Below are 20,621 nucleotides of genomic sequence, written 5' to 3' on the forward strand. Positions count from 1 at the left end.
GGGGGTCCGGGGGCAGAGCCCCCGGACCCTCCACAATTCGGAGGTGCCGGACATGTCCGACATGATGACCACACAGGCCGGAGACGCCGGAGCCTTTCGCAGCTTTGACCTGAGCCGCGTGCCAAGCCCATGCTTCGTGGTTGATGAAAAAGCCGTCGAGCGGAACCTGACCATTCTCGCCGATATTGGAAGCCGATCCGGTGCCCATGTGCTGAGTGCTCTCAAGGCATTCTCGATGTTCTCGCTCGCCCCGCTTGTCCGCCAACATTTAGGCGGCACATGCGCGTCCGGCATTTTCGAAGCACGGCTGGGTCGCGAAGAATATGGTGGCGAGGTCGCGACCTTCTGCGCCGGGTACAAGAATGCGGACGTCGATGAAATTCTGTCGTTGTCCGATCACATCATATTCAACTCACCAGCGCAAAAAGAACGGTTTCTTGCCAAAGCTCGGAACGCTGGCGTTCAGGTCGGTCTGCGCATCAACCCGGAGCATTCCGAAGGCGAGATCCCAAAATATGACCCCTGTGCGCCCTGCTCTCGCCTTGGCACCCCAATCAGTCAGTTGACGACCGACGAATTGACCGGGGTTGATGGCCTGCACATGCACACGCTCTGCGAACAAGGGTTCGCGCCATTGCAACGCACTTGGGAAGCCGTCCTGCCAAAACTCGAGCCCTTCCTCGGCCAATTCAAATGGCTGAACTTTGGAGGCGGTCATCATATCACGCGCGACGACTATGACCGCGACGGGCTGGTGGCTTTCATCCGGGACATCCGCGAGAAATACGGTATCGAAGTCTATCTCGAACCCGGTGAGGCGGTCGCTCTGGACGCAGGTATCTTGGTCGGCGAAATCCTCGACCTGCCAACCAATGGTATGAACCTTGCAATCACCGATATCTCGGCAACCTGCCACATGCCTGACGTGATCGAAGCCCCCTATCGTCCCGCCCTGATGGATGAGACCGAAGCAGGCCACACCTACCGTCTGGGCGGCCCCTCCTGTCTGGCCGGTGATGTGATCGGGGATTACACATGGGATCAGCCATTGGAAATCGGCCAGCGTTTTGCCTTCCTGGATCAGGCGCATTATTCGATGGTCAAGACCAATACGTTCAACGGCGTACCGTTACCCACCATTGCCCTGTGGAATAGCGAAACGGACGAGCTGAAGATCATCAAGCAGTTCGGCTATGACGACTTTAAGGACAGACTCTCATGAGCATTTTCCTCGACAGTGAACTAACCGCATCTGAGCGCACCGAGGATGCCCGTTTTCGCGTGATCCCGGTGCCGCTAGAGCGCACGGTCTCTTACGGCTCGGGCACGGCCAAAGGGCCTGATGCCATCATCGAAGCCAGCAATGAGCTGGAACGCATCACCGGGCACGCCGAGCCATGCGTCGAGGGGATCTTCACCGAAGAACCGGTGGATTGCGACGCCGCCCTGTCCGAGATCATGGAGCGTCTTGCCCAGCGCACCGAAGCCGCTGTTCGCGCTGGTAGGGTTCCAGTGACTTTGGGCGGAGAGCATTCCCTCAGTTACGGCGCCGTCATGGGAGTGGCCCGCGCGTTAGGTCAACCCATCGGCATAGTTCAGATCGACGCCCATGCTGACCTGCGCAACGCCTATCAGGGGGAAAAACACTCCCATGCTTCGGTCATGCACCTGCTGGCCGAAGAAGGCGTTCGATTGGCTCAGTTCGGTGTCCGTGCCTTTTCGACTGAAGAGGCACAGAGCCGCCTGAAAAACCACATCTTCCACGTAGATGCAGAAGATCTGGTCACAGGCAATATCCACACTGTCGACCTGCCAGAGGATTTCCCCGAGCTGGTCTATGTCAGTTTCGATGTCGACGGGCTGGACCCGGCGATCATGCCCGCCACCGGAACTCCGGTGCCCGGTGGCCTGGGATATTATCAGGCGTTACGGCTGGTAGAACACACCCTGAAAGGCCGCAAATGCATAGGCTTCGACGTGGTGGAACTGGCCCCTAACGGCAATGCCGCCTGGGACTTCACCGCCGCGCAGATCGTTTATCGTCTGATGGCCGCCTGTTAACCCTCGGACGTTTCATTCAGTTCCATATGGCCTTCGCCCTTGTTCAGGACGCGGCGCAGCATGGGTTCAAAGAACTCAAGCGGTTTGGTCGGATACTCGGGATCAAACGCCTTCTGATCGTATTCATGGCAGAAGTAACGGCAGTCCTCCCAATAGGGGCTGTCGCGGTACTTGTCGCGGGCGTTACGATCACCACCCAGGTGGTGATTGTAGTAATAGCCTTGGAACACGCAGTGGTGTTTTAATATCCAGTGGGTTTTCTCGCTGACATAAGGTTTCATCATCGCTGCCGACAACTCACCGTGGTTATACGGTGACAGAATATCTCCGGTGTCATGGATCAGTGCCGCGACCACCAGTTCTTCATCCGCACCATCCTCGTGGGCACGCGTCGCGGCCTGAAGGCTGTGCTGGTAACGATTGACCGGGTATGGGGTCCGCGCTTCGTCCAGGGAACGGATCGCGTCCAGGATTCGGTCTGGAAGGGCGGCGTTGAACGCCTCTTCATACTCCTTGACGGCGTCCCAATCGGCTTTAGTCGCCTCTTCAAAACTGGTCCAGGTGGGTTTGTGGCTTTTGTCCAGCATGATGTTTCCTCTGGCTGATCTGCTACGGCCAGCATATCCGAAGGCAACAGCTGAAAAAAATGAATTGATTTTATCACTTCGATCAAAAAATACTTTCGACATGCAAATCAAAGCCCTTGAGACATTTCTGTGCGTTGCAGACACCGGTGGCTTCCATGCCGCTGCACGACACCTCAACATCACTCAGACAGCGGTCAGCGCCCGTATCAAACTGATCGAAGAGGAAACCGGAAAGCCCTTGTTCACTCGGGGCGCAGGCGGCACCAACCTGACAGAATTCGGACAGCAGTTTCGACCCTATGCCGAGCAGATGTTGTCATTGTGGTCCTTCGCCTCTCGTGACCTTCCGGGGCAGACACCGCACCGGATCGCCCTTCGCCTTGGTGCACAGCTCAGCGTTTGGGATCCATTACTGGTCGATCTGGCCGTTCGCTATGAACAACGCCATGGCCAGCTACTACTGACCCTGAACTACGATCATGACCTCAACATGGTCGAGGCCGTGGCGACGCATGTATTGGATGCCGCACTGACCCACGAAAAACCATCTGATCGGCGCGTTCTATATCACGAACTGGCACCGGAACGTTTATTGCTGGTCGAAACCCTCGGCGCGGGCAAAGACCCAGTTTTCGTAAATCTCGAGTTAGGCGAAGTTTATCAGGACCACGTGCGGTCAGCAGCGCGCAAAGCGGCAGGACAGACGCTTTTTTTGGGCAATTGCATGATGGGCCTGCGGTATGTTTTGCAGCGCGGCGGCACGGGGTACTTTCCCGAATATGTTATTCGGGATCAATTGAACGAAGGCACCTTTGTGCCGGTTACCGAAGCGATAGACCTGATGTTGCCGCTTTATCTGGTGACCCGGCGGGACAGCGAAGCCTTCGATGACGTGGTGGCCTGCCTGACCGAACTGCGTGCGGCGGATTAAGCTTGAGACAAGGCTCCATTCGCCCCCCGCGATCGGGTGCGCAGCAATGGCCGCCCGGCGATCAACAGGAACACGCATGAAATCAAGACGCCGACAATCGCCGGAAGATAAAGCAAAATCCACAGGTTTGGATCATCAATCACGACCGGGGACACAAAGCCCCGGACCCCCTCCAACAGGACCAAAATCGTGAAAGCTCCGAATATCTGTGGCCACAGCCCAAAGCGCGAAAAACTGCCCAGCATCAGCGTTGAAAAACCAGCCATCGCCACCGCGATACAAATGGCGATCCATGAAAAACGCTGATGCAGCTCTTCGATCAGTTCCCCTTCCGAGAACTGCTCGGTCGCAAGAATACTTTCCCGGCCCTGCAAAAGCTCGAGCGTTGGGATCGCCTCAAGACTGCGCATGGCGTTGGTGTCTGAATTTGTGAGTTCCGAGATGTCATAAGAGGCATCCGCAAAAAGTGTCGAAGACAGCGTCCTGCCTTCCGGGTTCAGGCGCAATGCGATCCCGTCCACCATCACCAGATGAATGCCGGAGCCATTGTTGACCAGATAGGCCGTCTTGCTGGAATAGCTGACCGGGCTCTCTTCATCCCGACGATCCGAAACAAAAACCTCGGATAACGTGCCGTCGAGATCAATTTTCCCGATGTAAACCGTAACACCCTGCGCGGGATGCAGAAATTCACCTTCATTCAAAAGCTGAGCGGTGACATCCCCCGCGACCTCGGCCTGACGCTGTTCCAATTGTTCAACTGACGCGGGGCGCAGGAAGACACTGATCGCGGCCATCATCAAGCCAGTTACGATGCCAAATACGAACACTGCGCGCGCCAATCTCCAGGGGCTGGTCCCGGTGGCCAGCATCACTGTCATCTCGCTTTCACGGCTCAGGCGGTTGGTGGCATAGACGGCTGCAGCAAACACCGCCATTGGCATCACAGTGCGGATCAGGGTCGGCAGGGTCAGTGCGGTAAATTCCAGAAACACCATCGCGGGTTGGCCGCCGCTGATCACCCGGTCAAACAGGCTGACGGAACGGGTAATCCAGAATACACCCACCAGAACCAAGGTGAAAAAGCCGAACAGAATCAGCAGTTGCCGCAGGAAGTAACCATCAAAGCGCGACATGAACCCTCTTCCGCCTGTCTGTTGTGGGCAGGACCATAGGCCATTCTACTGGCGTAGGAAACCGGGATTGACCCTTTGACAGCAGGGCGCGGGAAGAACGATGTCTGGACAAAGTAAGATTGCGAACTTCACTCCCCAAAAACAAGGCAGGTAAAGGTCAAAAATCTTTATTTCTGAACTACTTAGAAGATCACGTAGTGATGGACACCGGTCACGACAACGACAGACGCAGCAATGACTACGACAGACGCATAGTCGGTTAGTTTGAACTTGCGCTTCTTAGGATGCATCGTCCATTCGGCCCACTTCTTTTGGTCTTCCGTCAGTTCCGAACTTTCACCATACGCCATCACTACTACCTCAAACTTGACATCGCTAAGTCGACAAACTTTCGCCAGTATTTTGACACAAACCGAATAAATCAAGTAAAAACACTGGGTTCTTACCGGGTTAACCTAACGGCAGGCTCGGCGCCTGGGCTCTGAAAAGCATTCATAAACATCCAATCTCTCGAAAATCCTCGCTCGTCTGACCATAGCGATCCGATAATTTTCCATGAAGCGGCCTGCAGTCGTGCGCCCCGACGAACGAGAGCAATTCACAAGGCTTCCACCGATTCTAGGTTTTCATTGGAGAAATGGCAGGGGCAGCAGGGTTCGAACCCGCGACCTACGGTTTTGGAGACCGTCGCTCTACCAACTGAGCTATACCCCTAAGGTGCGCATCAAATATGCCAGCCGCGCAGCGGACTCAAGAGGCTTTTTCAAATTCCGCGCGACTAATGCACCCGACAAACAAGTTGCGTGCAGCGTTTAGTTCTATAAGACACGGTTTGGTCAGTACGAGGGACCCAATCCGTGAGTATCCGCAAAAAGATCGCCGACAGCGAAGCCGTTTTGAACTGGGCCGCGCGCCGCATCGCAAGTTATATCCGGATGGTCAATCGCAACACCAAATGGCAGCGTATCGGATACGAAGAACTGGATCAGTTGGCCGAACAAGGTGAGCCGGTGATCGTGGTGCTGTGGCATCAAAGGCTGGCGCAGTCGCCGTACTTCTTCCCGCTGGACAAAGGACGCATCTGCTCAATCACTTCGTCTGCGCGCGCAGGCAGCATGGTGGGTCGGGTGCAGAAATTGTTCGGAATGGACACGATCGCCATGGCCAGCAAACATAAAAGCAACGTTGCCGTCTCGCGAGAAGTGATCGGTAAGATCAAACAAGGGATTTCCATCGGCATCGCTGCTGACGGACCACGTGGACCCGAGCGTGTGCTTTCCACGGTGCCATTGGTTTGGGCGCGCACATCTGGCAAACGAATCTTCGGGATCACCTTTTCTGCACATTATGGCAGCGAAGCGGGTACATGGGATCGTCTTTTGATGCCCCGCCCCTGGCGAAACAAGGGAGTCTTTCTGTGCCGCGAGTGGACCGAGACCGTGCCTCGCAAAGCATCCGAAGAGGAAATCGAGGAGCTGCGCCAAAGCCTTGAGCAGCATATGAACGATATCACTGCTGAAGCCGACCGCATGGTCGGGCGCGAACCGTGGTCGCCAGAGGCCTAACCGCCCCTTAACCGCTGCATCAGGTAAACTTCGCTGCCTTCAGGGATTGGCTCGGTCAGCCCTGTGGCTATAACACGGCCATCAATTGCAATAGACACCCCGGCATCAATAGGGCCTTGAAGCTGTGGGTGGGCGAGCACCAATGCGCGTAACAGATCTCCGGTCGTCTTGGCTTCAACCTCGACGACCTGCTGGCCCCCGGTCAATGACCGGAGGCCGGACCAGAGATGAACTTCAACCATCGTCCTTGAGCGCGGCCAGAATACGCGGCGGCGACATCGGCAACTGACGCATGCGCACGCCAGCCGCATGGGACACGGCGTTGGCAATGGCGGCCAGAGGCGGCACGATGCCGGTCTCGCCGACGCCTCGTACACCGAAGGGGTGACCGGGGTTGGGCACTTCGACAATCACCGTGTCGATCATCGGCAGGTCACTGGCGACGGGTATGCGATAGTCGAGGAAGATCGAGTTCTGCAGGCGACCATCCTCGCCATAGATGTATTCCTCGTTCAGCGCCCAGCCTATGCCTTGCGCAGCACCGCCCTGATACTGCCCTTCCACATAGGTTGGGTGGATCGCCTTACCGGCATCCTGGATGACCGTGTAGCGGGTGATCGCAGTCTTGCCGGTTTCCGGATCAACCTCGGCATCGACGATATGGGTACCAAAGGACACGCCTGCGCCTTCCGGGGTCGCTTCGAAATGGCCTGAGATCGGTCCGCCTGTCGAGCCCATATGAGCCGTGATATCAGCCAGTGGCCGCGGATCGAAATCACCGGCATTGGGGCCAGAGGGCACCGCACAGCCGTTTTCCCATTTGACTGCGTCCGTCGGAATTCCCCAGCTGGCCGCCGCGCGTTCGCACAGTTTTTCGACCGCGTGTTTGGCTGCTTTGATGGTCGCCAGACCGGAGGCGTACGTCACGCGAGAGCCGTGGCTGACGTCGTTGTACCCAAGCGTCGCTGTATCGGCGATGGTCACCCGGATGTTTTCGTAGGGAATGCCCAGCACCTCAGCCGCCATCAGCGCCATAGATGCACGCGAGCCGCCGATGTCCGGCGTACCGACCATCAACTGGGCCGAACCGTCCTCGGACAGAGATAGCGAGACCGAAGTTTCACCACCGTGGTTAAACCAGAACCCGCAGGAGATGCCGCGCCCCTGCCCTGGTTTCAGCGGCGCCGAGTAGTGCGGATGCGCCTTGGCGGCTTCCAACGTCTCAACCAGCCCGATGCGCTCGTAACGCGGGCCATAGCTGGCTTTGGTACCCTCATGCGCGGCATTCTTCAGACGCACATCAACAGGATCGAGGCCCAGCTTTTTGCACAGCTCGTCAATCACCGATTCAACCGCAAAAGCCCCCATCGGCGCACCGGGTGCACGATAGGCCGCCTGTTTCGGGCGGTTGGCCATCACGTCATAGCCGATCTGTTTGACGTTGGTCAGGTTGTAGGGCGCAAAGGCGCACATGGCGGTCATGTCACCAGGCGCTCCGGGGAAGGCCCCACCCTGCAGGCGGAAAACGCCCTGCGCGGCAGAGATGGTCCCGTCCTTCTTCATCCCGATCTTGATGTCCATCGACGCCGACGAAGTGGGACCGGTTGCCCGAAACACTTCGGATCGGGTCATCACAACCTTGACCGGGCGGTTGGCCTTGCGGCTCAGCGCCAGCGCAACGGGTTCGATAAAGACGGTTGTCTTGCCGCCAAAGCCGCCACCAATCTCAGACGCAGTCACGCGCAGCTGTGAGGTCTCAATGCCCAACAGCGCTGCACAGGTTTTCTGCGCGATCCAGTGGCCTTGGGTCGTGCACCACAGCTCACCCTTGCCATCATTGCCCAGCATACCCAGGCAGGCATGCGGTTCGATATAGCCCTGATGGGTCGCCTCAGTGACAAAGCTGTCTTCGATGATCAGGTCAGCTTCGGCAAAGCCGGCCTCGACATCGCCATGACCACTTTCGTGGTACCGCACGACATTGGGGTGCATGCCCTCGGGCACCGAATAGTCCGCAGCACTTTCGCGAATGACTGGAGCATCCGAGGCCATCGCTTTGTCCACATCAGTGACGTGGGGCAGCACTTCGTATTCGACCTCAATCAGCTTTAGCGCATCACGCGCTGCAAGGGCAGACGTAGCAGCAACAGCGGCAACGGCGTGACCGTCATACAGGGCCTTTTCGCCCGCCATAACGTTTTCCAGAACGTTCCAGAACTCGCCTTCAAGCCCGGGCTTGAACGGCACATCGGCAAAATCCGCGCGGGTCACGACGGCTTTGACGTCCTTGTGCGCCTCGGCCATTGACGTGTTGATCTTCACGATCCGCGCATGGGCGTGAGGCGAGCGCAGGATCGCGCCGTGTAGCATACCGGGTGCCGACATATCGGCCCCGAACTTGGCGCGGCCCGTAACCTTGTCCAACCCATCGGGACGGTTCGGTCGCGTGCCAACAAAGGTGAATTCAGATTTGCGATCGTCGAGTGCCATTACGAAGCCTCCCGCAGTTCTTCGGCTGTTTCCATCACAGCGCGAATGATCTTGTCATAACCGGTGCAGCGGCACAGGTTCCCTGCCAGCCAGTACCGGGTTTCTTCTTCTGTCGGGTTTGGGTTCTTTTCCAACAGAGACTTGGCCGCGACCAGAATGCCCGGTGTGCAGATGCCGCACTGAAGCGCGGCGTGTTCGATAAACTTCTGCTGCAGCGGGTGCAGAACGTCGCCATCCGCGATGCCCTCGACCGTTTCGATCTGCTTGCCATCGGCCTCGACGCCCAGCATCAAGCAGGAACAGACCAGGCGCCCGTCGACCGAGACGGAACACGCGCCGCAGTCACCAGTACCACAGCCTTCTTTCGCGCCGGTCAGGTTCAGCTTGTCGCGCAGACAGTCCAGCAGGGTTTCGCGCGGGTCGCAGAGGTATTCAACCGAGTCGCCGTTTACAGTGGTGGATACGTGGAACTTGCTCATGCTTGTTCTCCCTTCGCACGGGCATAGGCGATTTTCGCGGCGCGCTTGGCCAGAACGCCAGCGACCTCGGTGCGGAACGCGATGGTGCCGCGCTTGTCGTCAATCGGGTTGCACGCAACGGATGCCGCAGCAGCCAGCGCATCAAGCGCGGCGTCGTCCAGTGTACTGCCGACGATGGCCTTGGCACAGTCTTCGACCAGCAGAACGGTCGGGGCGACAGCACCCAACGACACGCGGGCTTCGGTGACAGTGTCGCCGTCCAGACGAAGGTTTACACCCACGCCAACGACGGCAATGTCCATTTCGGTCCGTGGTATGAACCGCAGATAGGCGTCGCCGCCATCCTCACCCCGTGCGGGAATGTGCACGGCCGAGACCAGCTCACCCTTGGACAGCGACGTTTTGCCGGGGCCGGTCGGAATTTCTTCGACAGCAACCTCGCGCGTACCTTCGGGTCCTGTGACAGTAACGGTCACTCCGGCGGCGACCATAGCAGGCACAGAATCGGCCGCAGGAGAGCCATTGCACAGGTTCCCAGTCAGCGTTGCGCGACCCTGCACTTGGGTCGAACCGATCAAGTCCATCGCCTCGACCACGCCGGGCCAATCGCCGCCCAATTCGGAATGTTCGCTCATCTCGGCACCGGTGGCCGCGACGCCAATCGTCCAGCTGCCATCGGCATTGCTGATGATGTCGCTGACGCCGTCGATCTTTTTGATGTCGATCAGCGTGTCGGGGGTCACAAGTTCCGAGCGCAGCTGCACCAGAACATCGGTGCCTCCTGCCAGAAACCGGGTAATGCCCGTCGCATTCGCGGCCAGAGCCGACGCCTCGGCAAAGCTGGCGGGGCTGTGATAATCCATGAAAATACCTCGCACCTGTTGATCAGGATTCACTGGGGTTCGCGGGGGACGTTAGTGCAGCAGCCCCACGGCGTCCATGGCTGGAACGACCAATTTTTGTGTTAATCGAAGTCGTTTTCAGACCTCAGATCAGAGGTCGAGTTCAATCACACCGTCAGGTTCAGCCGCGCGGCTTTGACACAAGATGATCGCGCCCTCGCGCTGTTTGTTGGACAGAACGAAATCACGATGCTCAATATCGCCGGAAACCACACCGCATTTGCAGACGCCACATATGCCGTCGGCGCATTTCACATCCACATGAATACCCGCCTCGTTCAATATCTGAGCGGCATCTTTGTCTTTGGGGACGGTCAGTTCCCTACCCGACTTCGCCAGCTTCAACGTGAAGGAGTGATTTTCATAATCCGGCTGTTCGGGGACTGAGAAATACTCCAGGTGCCGGGCCTCTTCGGGAAATCCCTGCCGGTCGGCCGCTTGTATGACACCGTCCATGTAGCGATCCGGTCCGCAGGTATAGACGTGCCACCCTTCCTGATAACCCGACAGGACTGCATCCAGATCGGCGCGCGTTCCTTCATCCGAGAAATGAAAATGCACGTGGTCGGCCCAGGGCATCGCCGCCAGATCGTTCAGGTACCCGGCCCCAGCACGGGTGCTGGCGGAATAGTGTAACGCGAACGGCTTGCCCAGCGCATGCAACCGATGAGCAAATGCAATCATCGGGGTGATGCCGATCCCACCACCCATCAGGAAGGTCTTTGTTGCAGTTTCATCCAGTTCGAAATGGTTGATCGGTTTCGAGATGAAGACCTTGCGCCCCTCGCTGAAGATTCTATGCAACAGGGCCGAACCGCCGCGACCTTCATCCTCGCGCAGAACGCCGATCTGATAGACTGACCCGTCCGACGGGTCCCCCGACATAGAATACTGACGCAGAAACTCAGGCGCGACCAGCACATCCAGATGCGCCCCGGCGGTCCAATCCGGTAACGGCGCGCCATTCAGGGCCGAGAATTCATACTTGGTCACACCCGCCGTCATCTTGTCGACCTTGGTCAGCGCAACTCGCATCACCGGCGCATCGCCCGCGATCGAGTAACGATGCACGATCGAAGTATCCCCTGCTGCCTTGCGGTTTTTGTATTCTTCGGCTGACACCATCGCCTGATAGGCCGCAATCCCGGCCTCGCGGTCCATCGCAAAGGGATATGGCCACGGATGGGGGGCCAGATAGGCAGGATAGACGGCTAATGTCTGATCTTCGAACTGCAGGTCCAGATCCGTTTGCAGGTCACGCCGGTTCAGCGGATGTTTCGTCGGGCGGTAAGCTCCATCCGCCTGCAATTCAATATCCCACCACCATTTCTTGGTGTCGTTCAATCCGCCATTACCCACGGCATCGTCCAGTTTCGCCAATGCCGGCGCGGCTTTCGGGATGTTCATCGCGGCCCAGCGGAACGGGCGTTCCTTGAAGATACCCTCAAGGTTCCACGGGCAGGTCTTCATGCAACGCCCGCACATTGCACCGCCAGGGGTGGTCACGCGATAGGTCGCACATTTCTGACTGTCGGATTTCCAGATCTCATAGCCGTTGAACATGAGTTTCGGCCCCGCGGTGATTGCCCCAGAAGGACATTCGCGCGCGCATTTGTTGCAGCTTTCACAGAAAGTCTGCAGGCCAAAATCAATCGGTTTGTCGTGCTCCATCGGCATGTCGGTTGTCACCGCGCCGGACTTGAGCCGGGGCCCGAGATAAGGGTTCAGGATGACCTCGCCAATCCGGCTGACCTCGCCCAATCCAGACAGCAGCAAAAGCGGCGGCTGAAGCACTTCGCCATCCATGACCGTATGCGCCTTGGCTTTGTAACCGAGGTTGCGGATCTGCTGCGCAATTACACCGCCCAGTAGCGAAAACCGCAGATAAGCGCGCATTGACTGGGCAACTGCGATCCAGTCATCGCCGCTGGACCCCTCCATCGTTTCATAGCCCTGGTCGATGATCATGCTGATGGCCTGATCGTGGGTCGGGTTGATCTCTTCTCCGGTCGCGTCGTGAGAGTACCACGCCCATTCAGGACAACGGCTGAGGCCCACGGCATCGCCTCCAATGAAATAGGTCGCGGCCTTGATATTCGCGGCATTTCGGGCGGCATCGGTCGGACACGGGCCATCCGCGCTGTCGCCATCCTGCAATAGCACAAATGCGCCCAGTGAACGGCGTTGCGCGAAACTGGGGGCGGCCTTGCGCACGTAGTGCCCCCCCCTGGCTGCATCCTGCAGCGGTTTGCCCATATCCCCGAATTGTGCGCGGGCAAACATGTCGGCGCGTTTGGGAACGCGGGCCACGTTTTCTTCGTCGATGTAGGTCGTCGGGTCCTCGACGCGCTTAAGCTTCTCGAAAGGTTGTGCCCCGTCCACGTAGCGTCGTTTGGCGTAAGCATCCCGGTTCAGCGCGTTCTTGGCGAACCCCGTCCCCAGCCACCACGCCGGGCCCTGAGTGCGAAACCACGGTTGCTGCGCCATGGATTGCAGGGGTTGATCATGCGCAATCTCCATCTCGGTTGTAACAGCTGCCAGACCAAACCGCTTGCCTAACCACGGCATAACGACATCGCCACCCTCGACCGAGGCTAAACCAGCCGCCACCGCCAGCTTGCCCAGATCAACCTCAGAGGACATCGCGGTATGCGCCCGCGCATCGAACCCCAACAACCGGATATAATTGGCAATCACCACCGCATTTTCGGTCGCCAGCAAACAAGAACGGTGATCCTGCGCGTCCATAATCCAATCAGAGCCAGGCTCATCCGGGTTCGGATCACGGTTGTGTTCATAGACAAAGACGATGGCGTGGCGGTGGGTGTCCATCGGCTTGGGCGCGGCCTCCATGCTTTCCTTCAGGTCGGCCATGATGACATCAATACCCGACGCCAGCGTCTTGGTCTGCCGGGTCTTCAGCGCATGGGCCAGACGATCAATGTCGGGGTTATGACGCGGCTGGGACAGCATCGCCTCGGCAGGCAAAGGCCCGCACCCCATCATCGACGCATCATTGAAATAGCCAAATGCCTTCAGGTGATGTGCGCGCGCGGTCGGATCAGCCGGGATTTCAGAGGGCACGGCATTCACGAAGCCATCACGAATAGCGTCCATCATCGCCTGAAACTCACCCATTGCGTTGACGATGCTTTCAGGCTGATCCGGCCGCTGAAAACTGAGTACGGGCATCGGCGGCACGGCAGACAGGTCCGGCGCAACGCTCTGACGTGCCAACCGCTCCAACGGATAAGGCCCCATGTGGACCGGCCGGTTCTTGTCCGAGAAAAAGCGGATCCCCATCGTGCGCCTCCTAATTTCTAGGTCTCACCTAATGCGGCGTGGACAGTAAATCCATTCATGAATAATCATAAGCGGTATGAGCAAAATAGATTTTATGGACCTGGACGGGAAAGTCCTGAGGGTCTTTCTAACCATTCTCGAAGAAAACTCGGTGTCCAAGGCCGCAGATCGGCTTGGCGTGACGCAATCGGCCATCAGCCACACCCTGTCCAAACTTCGGGTGGTTCTGGGCGATCCGTTATTTATCAGATCAGGGCAAGGTCTGACCCCTACTGAGCGCGCCTTGTCCCTGAAAGATCCTGTTCAGCAGGTTCTGGACAATATGCGCGCACTGACCGAGGACCGCCCGTTCGACCCGCTGTCCGAAGAGATGGTCTTTCACATCGCCACAAACGACATGCCGAGGGAATTGATTTTCCCGCAATTGCTGCAAGAGGTTCGGGCCGAAGGCGTGCGGCTGGGGTTGGGGTTTATCCCATCAGGTGTTCCAGACCCTGAGCTGCTGCGAAGCGATCGGTGTCAATTGATGCTGACGCCTTTGCCGCCGGATGGACCGGACATCTTTCAAAAGCGCATCCTCAGCAGCCCGTTGATGATCTACTATGATGACACGCGACGATCTCCTCCGGACAGTTGGGAAACCTATTGCGAAACCGAGCATGTCGAAGTGCGCTTTGCGGATGGCCGCAGCTCGCGCGCTGTTATGCGGGGTGTCGATCAAAACCAGATCAGGCCACCGACGGTTACCCTGCCGCATTTCAATGCCATTACCTCATTTGTGAAAGGCGGCGACCTGATTTCAACCGATACGGCGTTGATGAAACACGGGCCGCTACATGCGTTGGATTGTGCACCTCTGCCCTTCGCGTGCGACCCTGTCTCTATCTACATGGTCTGGCACCAAAGATCTTCCAATGACCCGGCACATCGCTGGTTGCGTGACAGGATCGAAGCCATCGCAGCGACGCTTCAGGATTGAGACAGCAACCAGTCTTTCATCACTGCGACCAGCGCGGGTTGGCGTGGCTGTTTGGGTGTTACGATGTAAAAGCCCAAGTCCTCGACCAGCTCGTCCGGGATCGGGCGCACCAACTGACCGGCGGCCAACTGGGCAGAAACAAGCGGTTCGTTAGCAAGCGCAACACCCTGGCCCGACACGGCTGCGTCGATGGCAAGGCTGGTCTGGCTGAAATTCATCATCTTTGGCTTGCCGGTGATCCCTGCCCGCTGCAGAAACAAAGGCCACAGCCCATGGGTGTCGTTCAGCAGAGTGTGCTTTATCAGGTCAGCAGGATGCGCAATTCTGGCCGCCATCTCAGGACCGCAAACCGGAACGAAAGTTGTGGAAAACAGAGGCGTAGCGACCACCCCCGGCCCAAAAGGCGCGCGCCCTTGCCGAACGGCAATGTCGACACCGTCCCCCTGGAAATCCGCCAGCCGTTCCCGCGCGTCAACCTGCACGGCAATATCAGGGTGGTGCCGCGTAAAGTCCGGAAGTCGTGGAACCAGCCATTTCGAGGCAAAGCTGGGCGTGACAGAGATAGTAATTTGTCTGTCCCCAGAAAGATCCTCGACGGCCTCTTCGATCAGACGGAAGGCCCGGCGCAAGGGCGCATGGAACCTGCGCCCGGCCTCGGTCAGCGCAAGGCCACGTGGCAAGCGGTCAAAGAGCGTCACAGCCAATCGTGCCTCAAGCCCGCGCACCTGTTGCGCGACAGCACCTTGGGTAACGCCCAGGTCCTCGGCAGCCAAGCGAAAGTTCAGATGCCGCGCCGAAGCTTCGAAGGCCCGCAAAGCGTTCAAAGGGGGAAGAGCCGCCATCGTAGCACCCTGTAGTTTTTCTACATCATAAGGCCAGCAGAACTGATTGGTCAATCAGATCGCCAAAGCGCATCTTCATGCCATCAATGAATGGAGAAATCACATGACCAAAGTGGCGCTGATAACAGCGGGCGGCAGCGGAATGGGCGCAGATTCAGCCCGACGTCTGGCCGCAGACGGGTTCAAGGTCGGCATCCTGTCGTCTTCTGGCAAGGGTGAAGCACTGGCGCACGAACTTGGTGGCGTTGGTGTGACCGGGTCAAACCAGTCGACGGATGATCTGCAAAAACTGGTCGATACCGCGATGTCCCATTGGGGGCGTATAGACGTGCTGGTCAACTCGGCCGGTCACGGACCGCGCGCGCCAGTGCTGGAGCTGACGGACGAGGATTGGCACACCGGAATGGACGTCTATTTCCTGAACGCCGTCAGACCAACCCGGCTGGTGACACCTATTATGCAGAAGCAAGGTGGCGGATCGATCATCAACATTTCGACCTTCGCCGCGTTCGAGCCCGACCCTGTCTTCCCAACCTCGGGCGTGTTCCGCGCAGGTTTGGCCGCTTTCACCAAGCTGTTCTCGGATCATTACGCGGCTGACAACATCCGGATGAACAACGTCTTGCCAGGGTTCATCGACAGCCTGCCAGAGAAAGAGGAATTCCGCGCGCGTATCCCGATGGGCCGCTATGGACGCAGCTATGACGAGATCGCCTCGGTCGTGGCGATGCTTGCATCAGAGGGCGGCGGCTATATCACCGGTCAAAACATCCGGGTTGATGGCGGCATCACCCGCGCGGTCTGAGGTCAGAACCGCGCTTTGACAAAATGGATCAGCGCCGCGCCGGTTTCAAAATAGGCGCGGCGTAGCCCTATCCACTTTTCCTGATACTCTGGGACTGCGGGCACCGGCAAAAGGCTTGGATCGTCCTGCAACAGACTTTGGGCAACAAGGCGGCCAAAGACAGTGCCTGGCCCGATTCCACGCCCCGAAAAACCATGAACGGACAGAGCATTGGGACCGATCTGCGTAATCTTCGGGATGTGGTCTGACGTCATGGCGATGCGGCCATGCCACCCTTCGACCAATGGCTGATCGGCCAGTTGCGGATACAGCTGTGCCAGTTTGCGCTTGATCCAGGTTTTATGAATCCCGCCGCCTGCCTGATCCAGATCACCCATGGCACCGATGATAAACCGCCCCTCTTGATCCATTCGGAACGAGGTCATGATCAGGTCTGTGTCCCAGCACCCCTCATCCCCCGGCAAAACGCTAGCGCGCAGATTGTCGGACAATGGGGCCGTGGCATATTGGAAATAATAGACCGGCACATAGGCGGGGGCCGATGCGGTCAGATCACGGTGATAGGCATTGGTCGCCTGAATGACCCATTTGGCGCGCACTGAGCGCCGAGCAGTCTTCATCACCCAGATTCCATCCATCTGCTGCATGGACAGAACCGGATCTTGCGTGGAAACCAACGCGCCAGCCTCAACCCCGGCACGGGCCAATCCGCGCACATATGCCAATGGCTGGATGGTTCCGGCGCGCGGATCGAATAGGGCGCCACCAAAGGCCGCACTGCCGGTGCGCTGCGCTGTCAGTTCTGCAGACAGCAACTCAACCGGTGCACCAGCAGCGCTGAGTTGCGCATGGCGCGTCTGCAGATCCCGAAGACCCGCAGCCGAATGCGCACAGTGCAAAGTTCCGTTGCGCACAGGTTCGCAGTCTATCCCATGTTGGTCGATCAGGCTGAACACCTCTGATGGAGCAGCAGCCAGAAGGTCAACCAGCCGATCCCCAACCATGTCACCCAGATGCGCGCGAATCTCAACGGGCGGCAACCAAAGCCCCGCATTCGCCAGCCCGACATTGCGGCCCGATCCGCCGTGACCGATGTCATGCGCCTCAAGCAGACAGACCGAGGCACCAGCCTTGGCTGCAGTCAGGGCCGCAGAACAGCCGGTGTACCCACCACCGATCACCGCCAGATCAACAGTGATATCACCGGTCGAAACACTGGGTTCGACATGTTCACGGCATGTATTCAGCCAAAGGGACTGGTTGTGGTCGCTCACGTCGCGCTCCTTGAAATTGCGCGGATCATCAGGGCAGTGTCAGCCGGTTGCAAGCGCTCTTTGATCCTGGCGCCCAATGGCGATCAGGAAGGGTTGCGCATCCTGTTTCGCTTGAAAATCAGCCTTGTTACCCATGCCACGCCAGTTCGCCAGAACAAGGGATTGCGCCACTGCGCCACCTAAGGTCGCGCCGGGGCCGGTAACAATGAACAGGTCTGGCGCGAACTCATGCGCGGCGGTCTGGATCGCACGGGTAAAGTCATAGGGTTCGGTCACTTGGTGGCCCAGGGTATAATCCCAAAGCGCATGCGTATCCGTCGCACCCGGCCACCAAACCTTTCCGCGACCGTCGATCAGGGGCCGTTCAGGCTGTCGGAACAAATCCGCGCCCAAGAGCGTACGCCCTTCGGTAGCGACCGGTGCCTGCAAGGAAGTGTGAAACGCGGCATGGTTTGGCAAGCGCATCGGGAAACGGTCCTGCACGTTGGGTTGTGACGCCTCGAAAGCCTTCAGCCCCATCTCATTGCCTGCCAGAACCAGCATTCCGCCCAGATCAATGGACAAAGCAAGGTCATAACCGTCCATCGCATTGATGCGTTTCAAATCCGCCAGCAGCTCTGCCTTGCGAACAGCGTCGTTCGCCCAACCGTCGTCGGCAAAGGGGTAAACCAATTGACCGCCGATCAGGTGATCCTGCATCAGTGTTCCCATCGTGTTCACTACGCGGAACCCGTCGTCAGGCGACAACGCCCCGGAAGCGGCCAGCGCAATATACCACCCCATCGAGTTCCCGGTGACCGCGACCACCTCGATATCATCGGCCAGCGATTGCGCGTCTGCCAGCGAAGCTGCGTAGATGAGCGGTGAAGCAATATCGCCTTTTGAATACTTGGAAACTGTGAACCGCGCTGCGCCATCCAATGCGGTAACGGCCTCTTGTCCTGCTTCCGCACGTATCGCGTCGAAGCGCCTAAACATCGCAGTCTGCTGCGCGTGGTGGCGATGCAGATAGCCAAGCTCGGGCTTGTTGTATGTACCCCGACCGGGGCAGATCACGACAGCTGTGCGGGTCATGAGCGACCCCCCGTCAGTTTTAGCGCAGCGGTGATAATCCCGTCCTTCGATGGCAGCGGAGCGGCATAGGCGGGACCAGTTGCGATAAAACAATCTTCGGCCACGACGCGCGCGCTAGGGGTAGAGGGACTGTTTTCAGTGAAAAAGGTCATCAGCCCCTCAGACTGGCTGCCCGTCCGGCGGCACTCGTCGACGATCAAGACGTGTTTGCAACCCTTTGTGGCCTGACGCAGAGCCTCAATTGGGAGAGGTGCCAGCCAGCGCATGTCGATGATACGGGTTTTCACGCCTGCTGCCTCCAACTCGGGCAGAGCCTGTTTCGACAGGTAATGCCCGTTTCCATAAGTGACGATGGCCAGATCTTTACCCTCGCCATGCACGCCCACCTCACCCAGCGCGATACTCTGGTCAGGCGACGGATACGTCGTCATCCAGCCTGCGTCCTGTGCATCGTGCAGATCGCGCATCGGATAAAGCGCAATAGGTTCCAGAAAGACCACGACCCGCTGTTCTTCGCGCGCCAGCCGTACGCATTCGCGCAGCATCTTCGCCGCATCCGCGCCTGTCGATGGACAGGCAATGATCACGCCGGGAATATCGCGCAGGACAGCTAGAGAATTGTCGTTGTGGAAATGACCGCCGAACCCTTTCTGATAGCCAAGCCCCGCAATGCGTAGAACCATCGGGTTGGTGAACTGCCCGTTCGAGAAAAAGGGCAGCGTCGCGGCTTCGCCTCTGATCTGGTCCTCGGCATTGTGCAGATAAGCGAGGAACTGGATTTCGGGGATCGGAATGAACCCGTTATGCCCCATGCCAATGGCCAATCCCAGAATGGACTGCTCATCCAACAGCGTGTCGATCACCCGGTCCGGGCCAAAGCGTTGCTGCAGTTTCTGGGTCACGCCATAGACGCCGCCCTTGCGGCCGACATCTTCGCCCATGCAAACGACCTCGCCGTGTTCCAGCATCAGATCGGTCAGCGCCCAGTTGACCAGACGGCTCATGGGTTGCGGATCATCCATTGCCCGCGTGTCGCCGCCAAAGGCCTTGTCGCGCGCTTCGGCGCTGGGACCGTTAGTGGGCTTACAAGCCCGTTTTGGCGGGATCAGGCTGGCCATAACCTCAGAGGCGGTGGTCAGGTGCGGACGGGTTGCGGCCTCCGCCGCGATGCGATCAGTACGGGCGCAGGTGTCTTCGTAGATTTTCAACGCCTGTTCCGGCGCCAACGCCCCGGCCTGTTCCAGCAAGCGCACCGAGTGCAACAGGGGATCGTTGGCCTCGTCCGCCTCAACCTCGGACTTCGGCAGGTACGTGGTCGGCACATCTGCGCCTGCGTGTCCGTAAAGGCGGACGGTTTTCAGGTGCAGGAAGGCCGGTTTCCGGCGGGTACGGACATACTCGGCGGCGTCTTGCGCAACCGCGAAGGTCTCATAGATATCCAGACCGTTGGCCTGAAAGTACTTGATCCCGGGGCGATGCTCCATCGACGCCTGTATCCAGCCTTTGGGCGTTTTGACCGAGATTCCAATCCCGTTATCTTCACACACAAACAACAGCGGCAGAGGCGTCGATTGCACGCTGGTCCAGCCTGCGGTGTTGATCGCGCCCTGCGCGGTGGAGTGGTTGGCCGAGGCATCCCCGAAGGAACACATCGCAATCCCGTCCAAGGGCAGTTCACGGTGTTCAGGATCGTGTCTCCGCGCGGCACCTAGCGAATACGCAGCGCCCACCGCCTTGGGCAAGTGGCTAGCGATAGTCGAAGTCTGCGGCGGGATCGTCAACGCTTTGGACCCCAGTACCTTATGCCGCCCGCCCGAGGTCGGATCCTCTTTCGAACAGGCAAAACTCAGCAGCATGTCCCACGCGATCTGCTGGCCCGGCACCTGCTCAGCCCGCGCGATCTGAAAGGCGGCATCCCGGTAGTGAAGAAAGGCGATATCGGTCGGGCGCAAGGCATGCGCCACGGCGGCCATCCCTTCGTGGCCGGATGATCCGATGGTGTAAAACCCCTGCCCCGCCTTCTGCATCGCCCGGCTGGTCCGGTCCAACGCACGGCTAAGGACCTGTGACCGGAACAGCGACACCGCATCGGTATTGCTCAGACCCTGCCGCGGCTTTGCTCCGTCGGGAAAGTCGCGATTGGCGACCCGTGTCAGGAAATTCTCGTGAACGATCTGGGCGCGATCCATTGGG

The 20,621-nt window shown here is 58.5% G+C and carries 18 protein-coding genes and 1 tRNA gene; 6 read left to right on the top strand and 13 right to left on the bottom strand.

Going from position 1 to position 20,621, the window contains the following annotated elements; translation table 11 throughout:
- Nucleotides 1–52 precede the first annotated feature (52 nt).
- Nucleotides 53–1,222 carry a carboxynorspermidine decarboxylase gene (gene nspC, locus AC2FID_RS22100; RefSeq protein WP_496838766.1) on the top strand — a complete coding sequence of 390 codons (1,170 nt, stop codon included), beginning with the start codon at nucleotides 53–55 and terminating at the stop codon, nucleotides 1,220–1,222.
- Nucleotides 1,219–2,061 carry an agmatinase gene (gene speB / locus AC2FID_RS22105; RefSeq protein WP_282121098.1) on the top strand — a complete coding sequence of 281 codons (843 nt, stop codon included), beginning with the start codon at nucleotides 1,219–1,221 and terminating at the stop codon, nucleotides 2,059–2,061. The genes nspC and speB overlap by 4 nt, the downstream gene beginning before the upstream one ends.
- On the opposite strand, the gene AC2FID_RS22110 is transcribed toward speB, so the two are convergent.
- A complete protein-coding gene (locus AC2FID_RS22110) occupies nucleotides 2,058–2,648 on the bottom strand; it encodes an HD domain-containing protein (protein ID WP_496838736.1) in 591 nt (196 codons plus the stop codon). The two genes, speB and AC2FID_RS22110, sit on opposite strands and share 4 nt — an antisense overlap.
- Before the next feature lie 100 nt (nucleotides 2,649–2,748).
- On the opposite strand from AC2FID_RS22110, the gene AC2FID_RS22115 reads away from it, so the two are divergent.
- A complete protein-coding gene (locus AC2FID_RS22115) occupies nucleotides 2,749–3,579 on the top strand; it encodes a LysR family transcriptional regulator (RefSeq protein ID WP_496838737.1) in 831 nt (276 codons plus the stop codon).
- Here AC2FID_RS22115 and lptF read toward each other — a convergent pair.
- The 3 genes from lptF to AC2FID_RS22130 form a co-directional block, all read right to left on the bottom strand.
- Nucleotides 3,576–4,715: an LPS export ABC transporter permease LptF gene (gene lptF, locus AC2FID_RS22120; RefSeq protein ID WP_282170984.1), complete on the bottom strand. Its 1,140-nt coding sequence runs from the start codon at nucleotides 4,713–4,715 to the stop codon at nucleotides 3,576–3,578. The genes AC2FID_RS22115 and lptF overlap by 4 nt on opposite strands.
- Nucleotides 4,716–4,897: 182 nt before the next feature.
- Nucleotides 4,898–5,065 carry a hypothetical protein gene (locus AC2FID_RS22125; RefSeq protein WP_282170985.1) on the bottom strand — a complete coding sequence of 56 codons (168 nt, stop codon included), beginning with the start codon at nucleotides 5,063–5,065 and terminating at the stop codon, nucleotides 4,898–4,900.
- 288 nt (nucleotides 5,066–5,353) lie between these two features.
- Nucleotides 5,354–5,429: transfer RNA gene (locus tag AC2FID_RS22130), tRNA-Trp, on the bottom strand.
- A 143-nt stretch (nucleotides 5,430–5,572) separates the two neighbouring features.
- On the opposite strand from AC2FID_RS22130, the gene AC2FID_RS22135 reads away from it, so the two are divergent.
- On the top strand, nucleotides 5,573–6,280 hold the full coding sequence (locus tag AC2FID_RS22135) for a lysophospholipid acyltransferase family protein (protein WP_496757271.1): 708 nt from the start codon (nucleotides 5,573–5,575) through the stop codon (nucleotides 6,278–6,280).
- Here AC2FID_RS22135 and AC2FID_RS22140 read toward each other — a convergent pair.
- The 5 genes from AC2FID_RS22140 to AC2FID_RS22160 all read right to left on the bottom strand — a co-directional run bounded on the left by AC2FID_RS22140 (nucleotide 6,277) and on the right by AC2FID_RS22160 (nucleotide 13,454).
- A complete protein-coding gene (locus tag AC2FID_RS22140) occupies nucleotides 6,277–6,522 on the bottom strand; it encodes a MoaD/ThiS family protein (RefSeq protein WP_170559220.1) in 246 nt (81 codons plus the stop codon). The genes AC2FID_RS22135 and AC2FID_RS22140 overlap by 4 nt on opposite strands.
- Nucleotides 6,515–8,770 carry a xanthine dehydrogenase family protein molybdopterin-binding subunit gene (locus AC2FID_RS22145; RefSeq protein WP_496757269.1) on the bottom strand — a complete coding sequence of 752 codons (2,256 nt, stop codon included), beginning with the start codon at nucleotides 8,768–8,770 and terminating at the stop codon, nucleotides 6,515–6,517. The genes AC2FID_RS22140 and AC2FID_RS22145 overlap by 8 nt, the downstream gene beginning before the upstream one ends.
- Entirely contained in the window at nucleotides 8,770–9,249 is a 480-nt protein-coding gene (locus AC2FID_RS22150; protein WP_058278395.1) for a (2Fe-2S)-binding protein, read from the bottom strand. Before AC2FID_RS22150 ends, AC2FID_RS22145 begins: the two co-directional genes overlap by 1 nt.
- A complete protein-coding gene (locus AC2FID_RS22155) occupies nucleotides 9,246–10,112 on the bottom strand; it encodes an FAD binding domain-containing protein (RefSeq protein WP_496838740.1) in 867 nt (288 codons plus the stop codon). The genes AC2FID_RS22150 and AC2FID_RS22155 overlap by 4 nt, the downstream gene beginning before the upstream one ends.
- 129 nt (nucleotides 10,113–10,241) lie before the next feature.
- Complete coding sequence (locus AC2FID_RS22160) at nucleotides 10,242–13,454, bottom strand: reductive dehalogenase (protein WP_496838742.1); 3,213 nt, start codon at nucleotides 13,452–13,454, stop codon at nucleotides 10,242–10,244.
- Between the two features lie 76 nt (nucleotides 13,455–13,530).
- Between AC2FID_RS22160 and AC2FID_RS22165 the strand changes: the two genes are divergently transcribed.
- Complete coding sequence (locus tag AC2FID_RS22165) at nucleotides 13,531–14,433, top strand: LysR family transcriptional regulator (protein ID WP_108859179.1); 903 nt, start codon at nucleotides 13,531–13,533, stop codon at nucleotides 14,431–14,433.
- Here AC2FID_RS22165 and AC2FID_RS22170 read toward each other — a convergent pair.
- On the bottom strand, nucleotides 14,424–15,275 hold the full coding sequence (locus AC2FID_RS22170; RefSeq protein WP_496835538.1) for a LysR substrate-binding domain-containing protein: 852 nt from the start codon (nucleotides 15,273–15,275) through the stop codon (nucleotides 14,424–14,426). The genes AC2FID_RS22165 and AC2FID_RS22170 overlap by 10 nt on opposite strands.
- Nucleotides 15,276–15,378: 103 nt before the next feature.
- On the opposite strand from AC2FID_RS22170, the gene AC2FID_RS22175 reads away from it, so the two are divergent.
- Nucleotides 15,379–16,080 carry an SDR family oxidoreductase gene (locus AC2FID_RS22175; RefSeq protein WP_496696479.1) on the top strand — a complete coding sequence of 234 codons (702 nt, stop codon included), beginning with the start codon at nucleotides 15,379–15,381 and terminating at the stop codon, nucleotides 16,078–16,080.
- 2 nt (nucleotides 16,081–16,082) lie between these two features.
- Here AC2FID_RS22175 and AC2FID_RS22180 read toward each other — a convergent pair whose 3' ends face one another.
- From AC2FID_RS22180 to AC2FID_RS22190, 3 genes are read right to left on the bottom strand one after another with little or no spacing between them, the layout of a single operon-like run.
- Nucleotides 16,083–17,354 (bottom strand): NAD(P)/FAD-dependent oxidoreductase, encoded by a 1,272-nt coding sequence (locus tag AC2FID_RS22180; protein ID WP_496838745.1) that lies wholly within the window; start codon nucleotides 17,352–17,354, stop codon nucleotides 16,083–16,085.
- A gap of 39 nt (nucleotides 17,355–17,393) precedes the next feature.
- Nucleotides 17,394–18,428: an ACP S-malonyltransferase gene (locus AC2FID_RS22185; protein WP_496838747.1), complete on the bottom strand. Its 1,035-nt coding sequence runs from the start codon at nucleotides 18,426–18,428 to the stop codon at nucleotides 17,394–17,396.
- Entirely contained in the window at nucleotides 18,425–20,617 is a 2,193-nt protein-coding gene (locus AC2FID_RS22190) for a dehydrogenase E1 component subunit alpha/beta (RefSeq protein ID WP_496838748.1), read from the bottom strand. The genes AC2FID_RS22185 and AC2FID_RS22190 overlap by 4 nt, the downstream gene beginning before the upstream one ends.
- Between the last annotated feature and the right edge of the window lie 4 nt (nucleotides 20,618–20,621).

Source organism: Ruegeria sp. CDSC068 (genome assembly GCF_059610545.1).

Coding starts and splice junctions, on each gene's coding strand:
- AC2FID_RS22190 (WP_496838748.1), bottom strand. CDS start 20,617: ATGGATCGCGCCCAGATCGTTCACGAGAATTTCCTGACACGGGTCGCC.
- nspC (WP_496838766.1), top strand. CDS start 53: ATGTCCGACATGATGACCACACAGGCCGGAGACGCCGGAGCCTTTCGC.
- AC2FID_RS22115 (WP_496838737.1), top strand. CDS start 2,749: ATGCAAATCAAAGCCCTTGAGACATTTCTGTGCGTTGCAGACACCGGT.
- AC2FID_RS22155 (WP_496838740.1), bottom strand. CDS start 10,112: ATGGATTATCACAGCCCCGCCAGCTTTGCCGAGGCGTCGGCTCTGGCC.
- AC2FID_RS22145 (WP_496757269.1), bottom strand. CDS start 8,770: ATGGCACTCGACGATCGCAAATCTGAATTCACCTTTGTTGGCACGCGA.
- AC2FID_RS22125 (WP_282170985.1), bottom strand. CDS start 5,065: ATGGCGTATGGTGAAAGTTCGGAACTGACGGAAGACCAAAAGAAGTGG.
- AC2FID_RS22160 (WP_496838742.1), bottom strand. CDS start 13,454: ATGGGGATCCGCTTTTTCTCGGACAAGAACCGGCCGGTCCACATGGGG.
- AC2FID_RS22175 (WP_496696479.1), top strand. CDS start 15,379: ATGACCAAAGTGGCGCTGATAACAGCGGGCGGCAGCGGAATGGGCGCA.
- speB (WP_282121098.1), top strand. CDS start 1,219: ATGAGCATTTTCCTCGACAGTGAACTAACCGCATCTGAGCGCACCGAG.
- AC2FID_RS22140 (WP_170559220.1), bottom strand. CDS start 6,522: ATGGTTGAAGTTCATCTCTGGTCCGGCCTCCGGTCATTGACCGGGGGC.
- AC2FID_RS22165 (WP_108859179.1), top strand. CDS start 13,531: ATGAGCAAAATAGATTTTATGGACCTGGACGGGAAAGTCCTGAGGGTC.
- AC2FID_RS22170 (WP_496835538.1), bottom strand. CDS start 15,275: ATGGCGGCTCTTCCCCCTTTGAACGCTTTGCGGGCCTTCGAAGCTTCG.
- AC2FID_RS22110 (WP_496838736.1), bottom strand. CDS start 2,648: ATGCTGGACAAAAGCCACAAACCCACCTGGACCAGTTTTGAAGAGGCG.
- lptF (WP_282170984.1), bottom strand. CDS start 4,715: ATGTCGCGCTTTGATGGTTACTTCCTGCGGCAACTGCTGATTCTGTTC.
- AC2FID_RS22185 (WP_496838747.1), bottom strand. CDS start 18,428: ATGACCCGCACAGCTGTCGTGATCTGCCCCGGTCGGGGTACATACAAC.
- AC2FID_RS22150 (WP_058278395.1), bottom strand. CDS start 9,249: ATGAGCAAGTTCCACGTATCCACCACTGTAAACGGCGACTCGGTTGAA.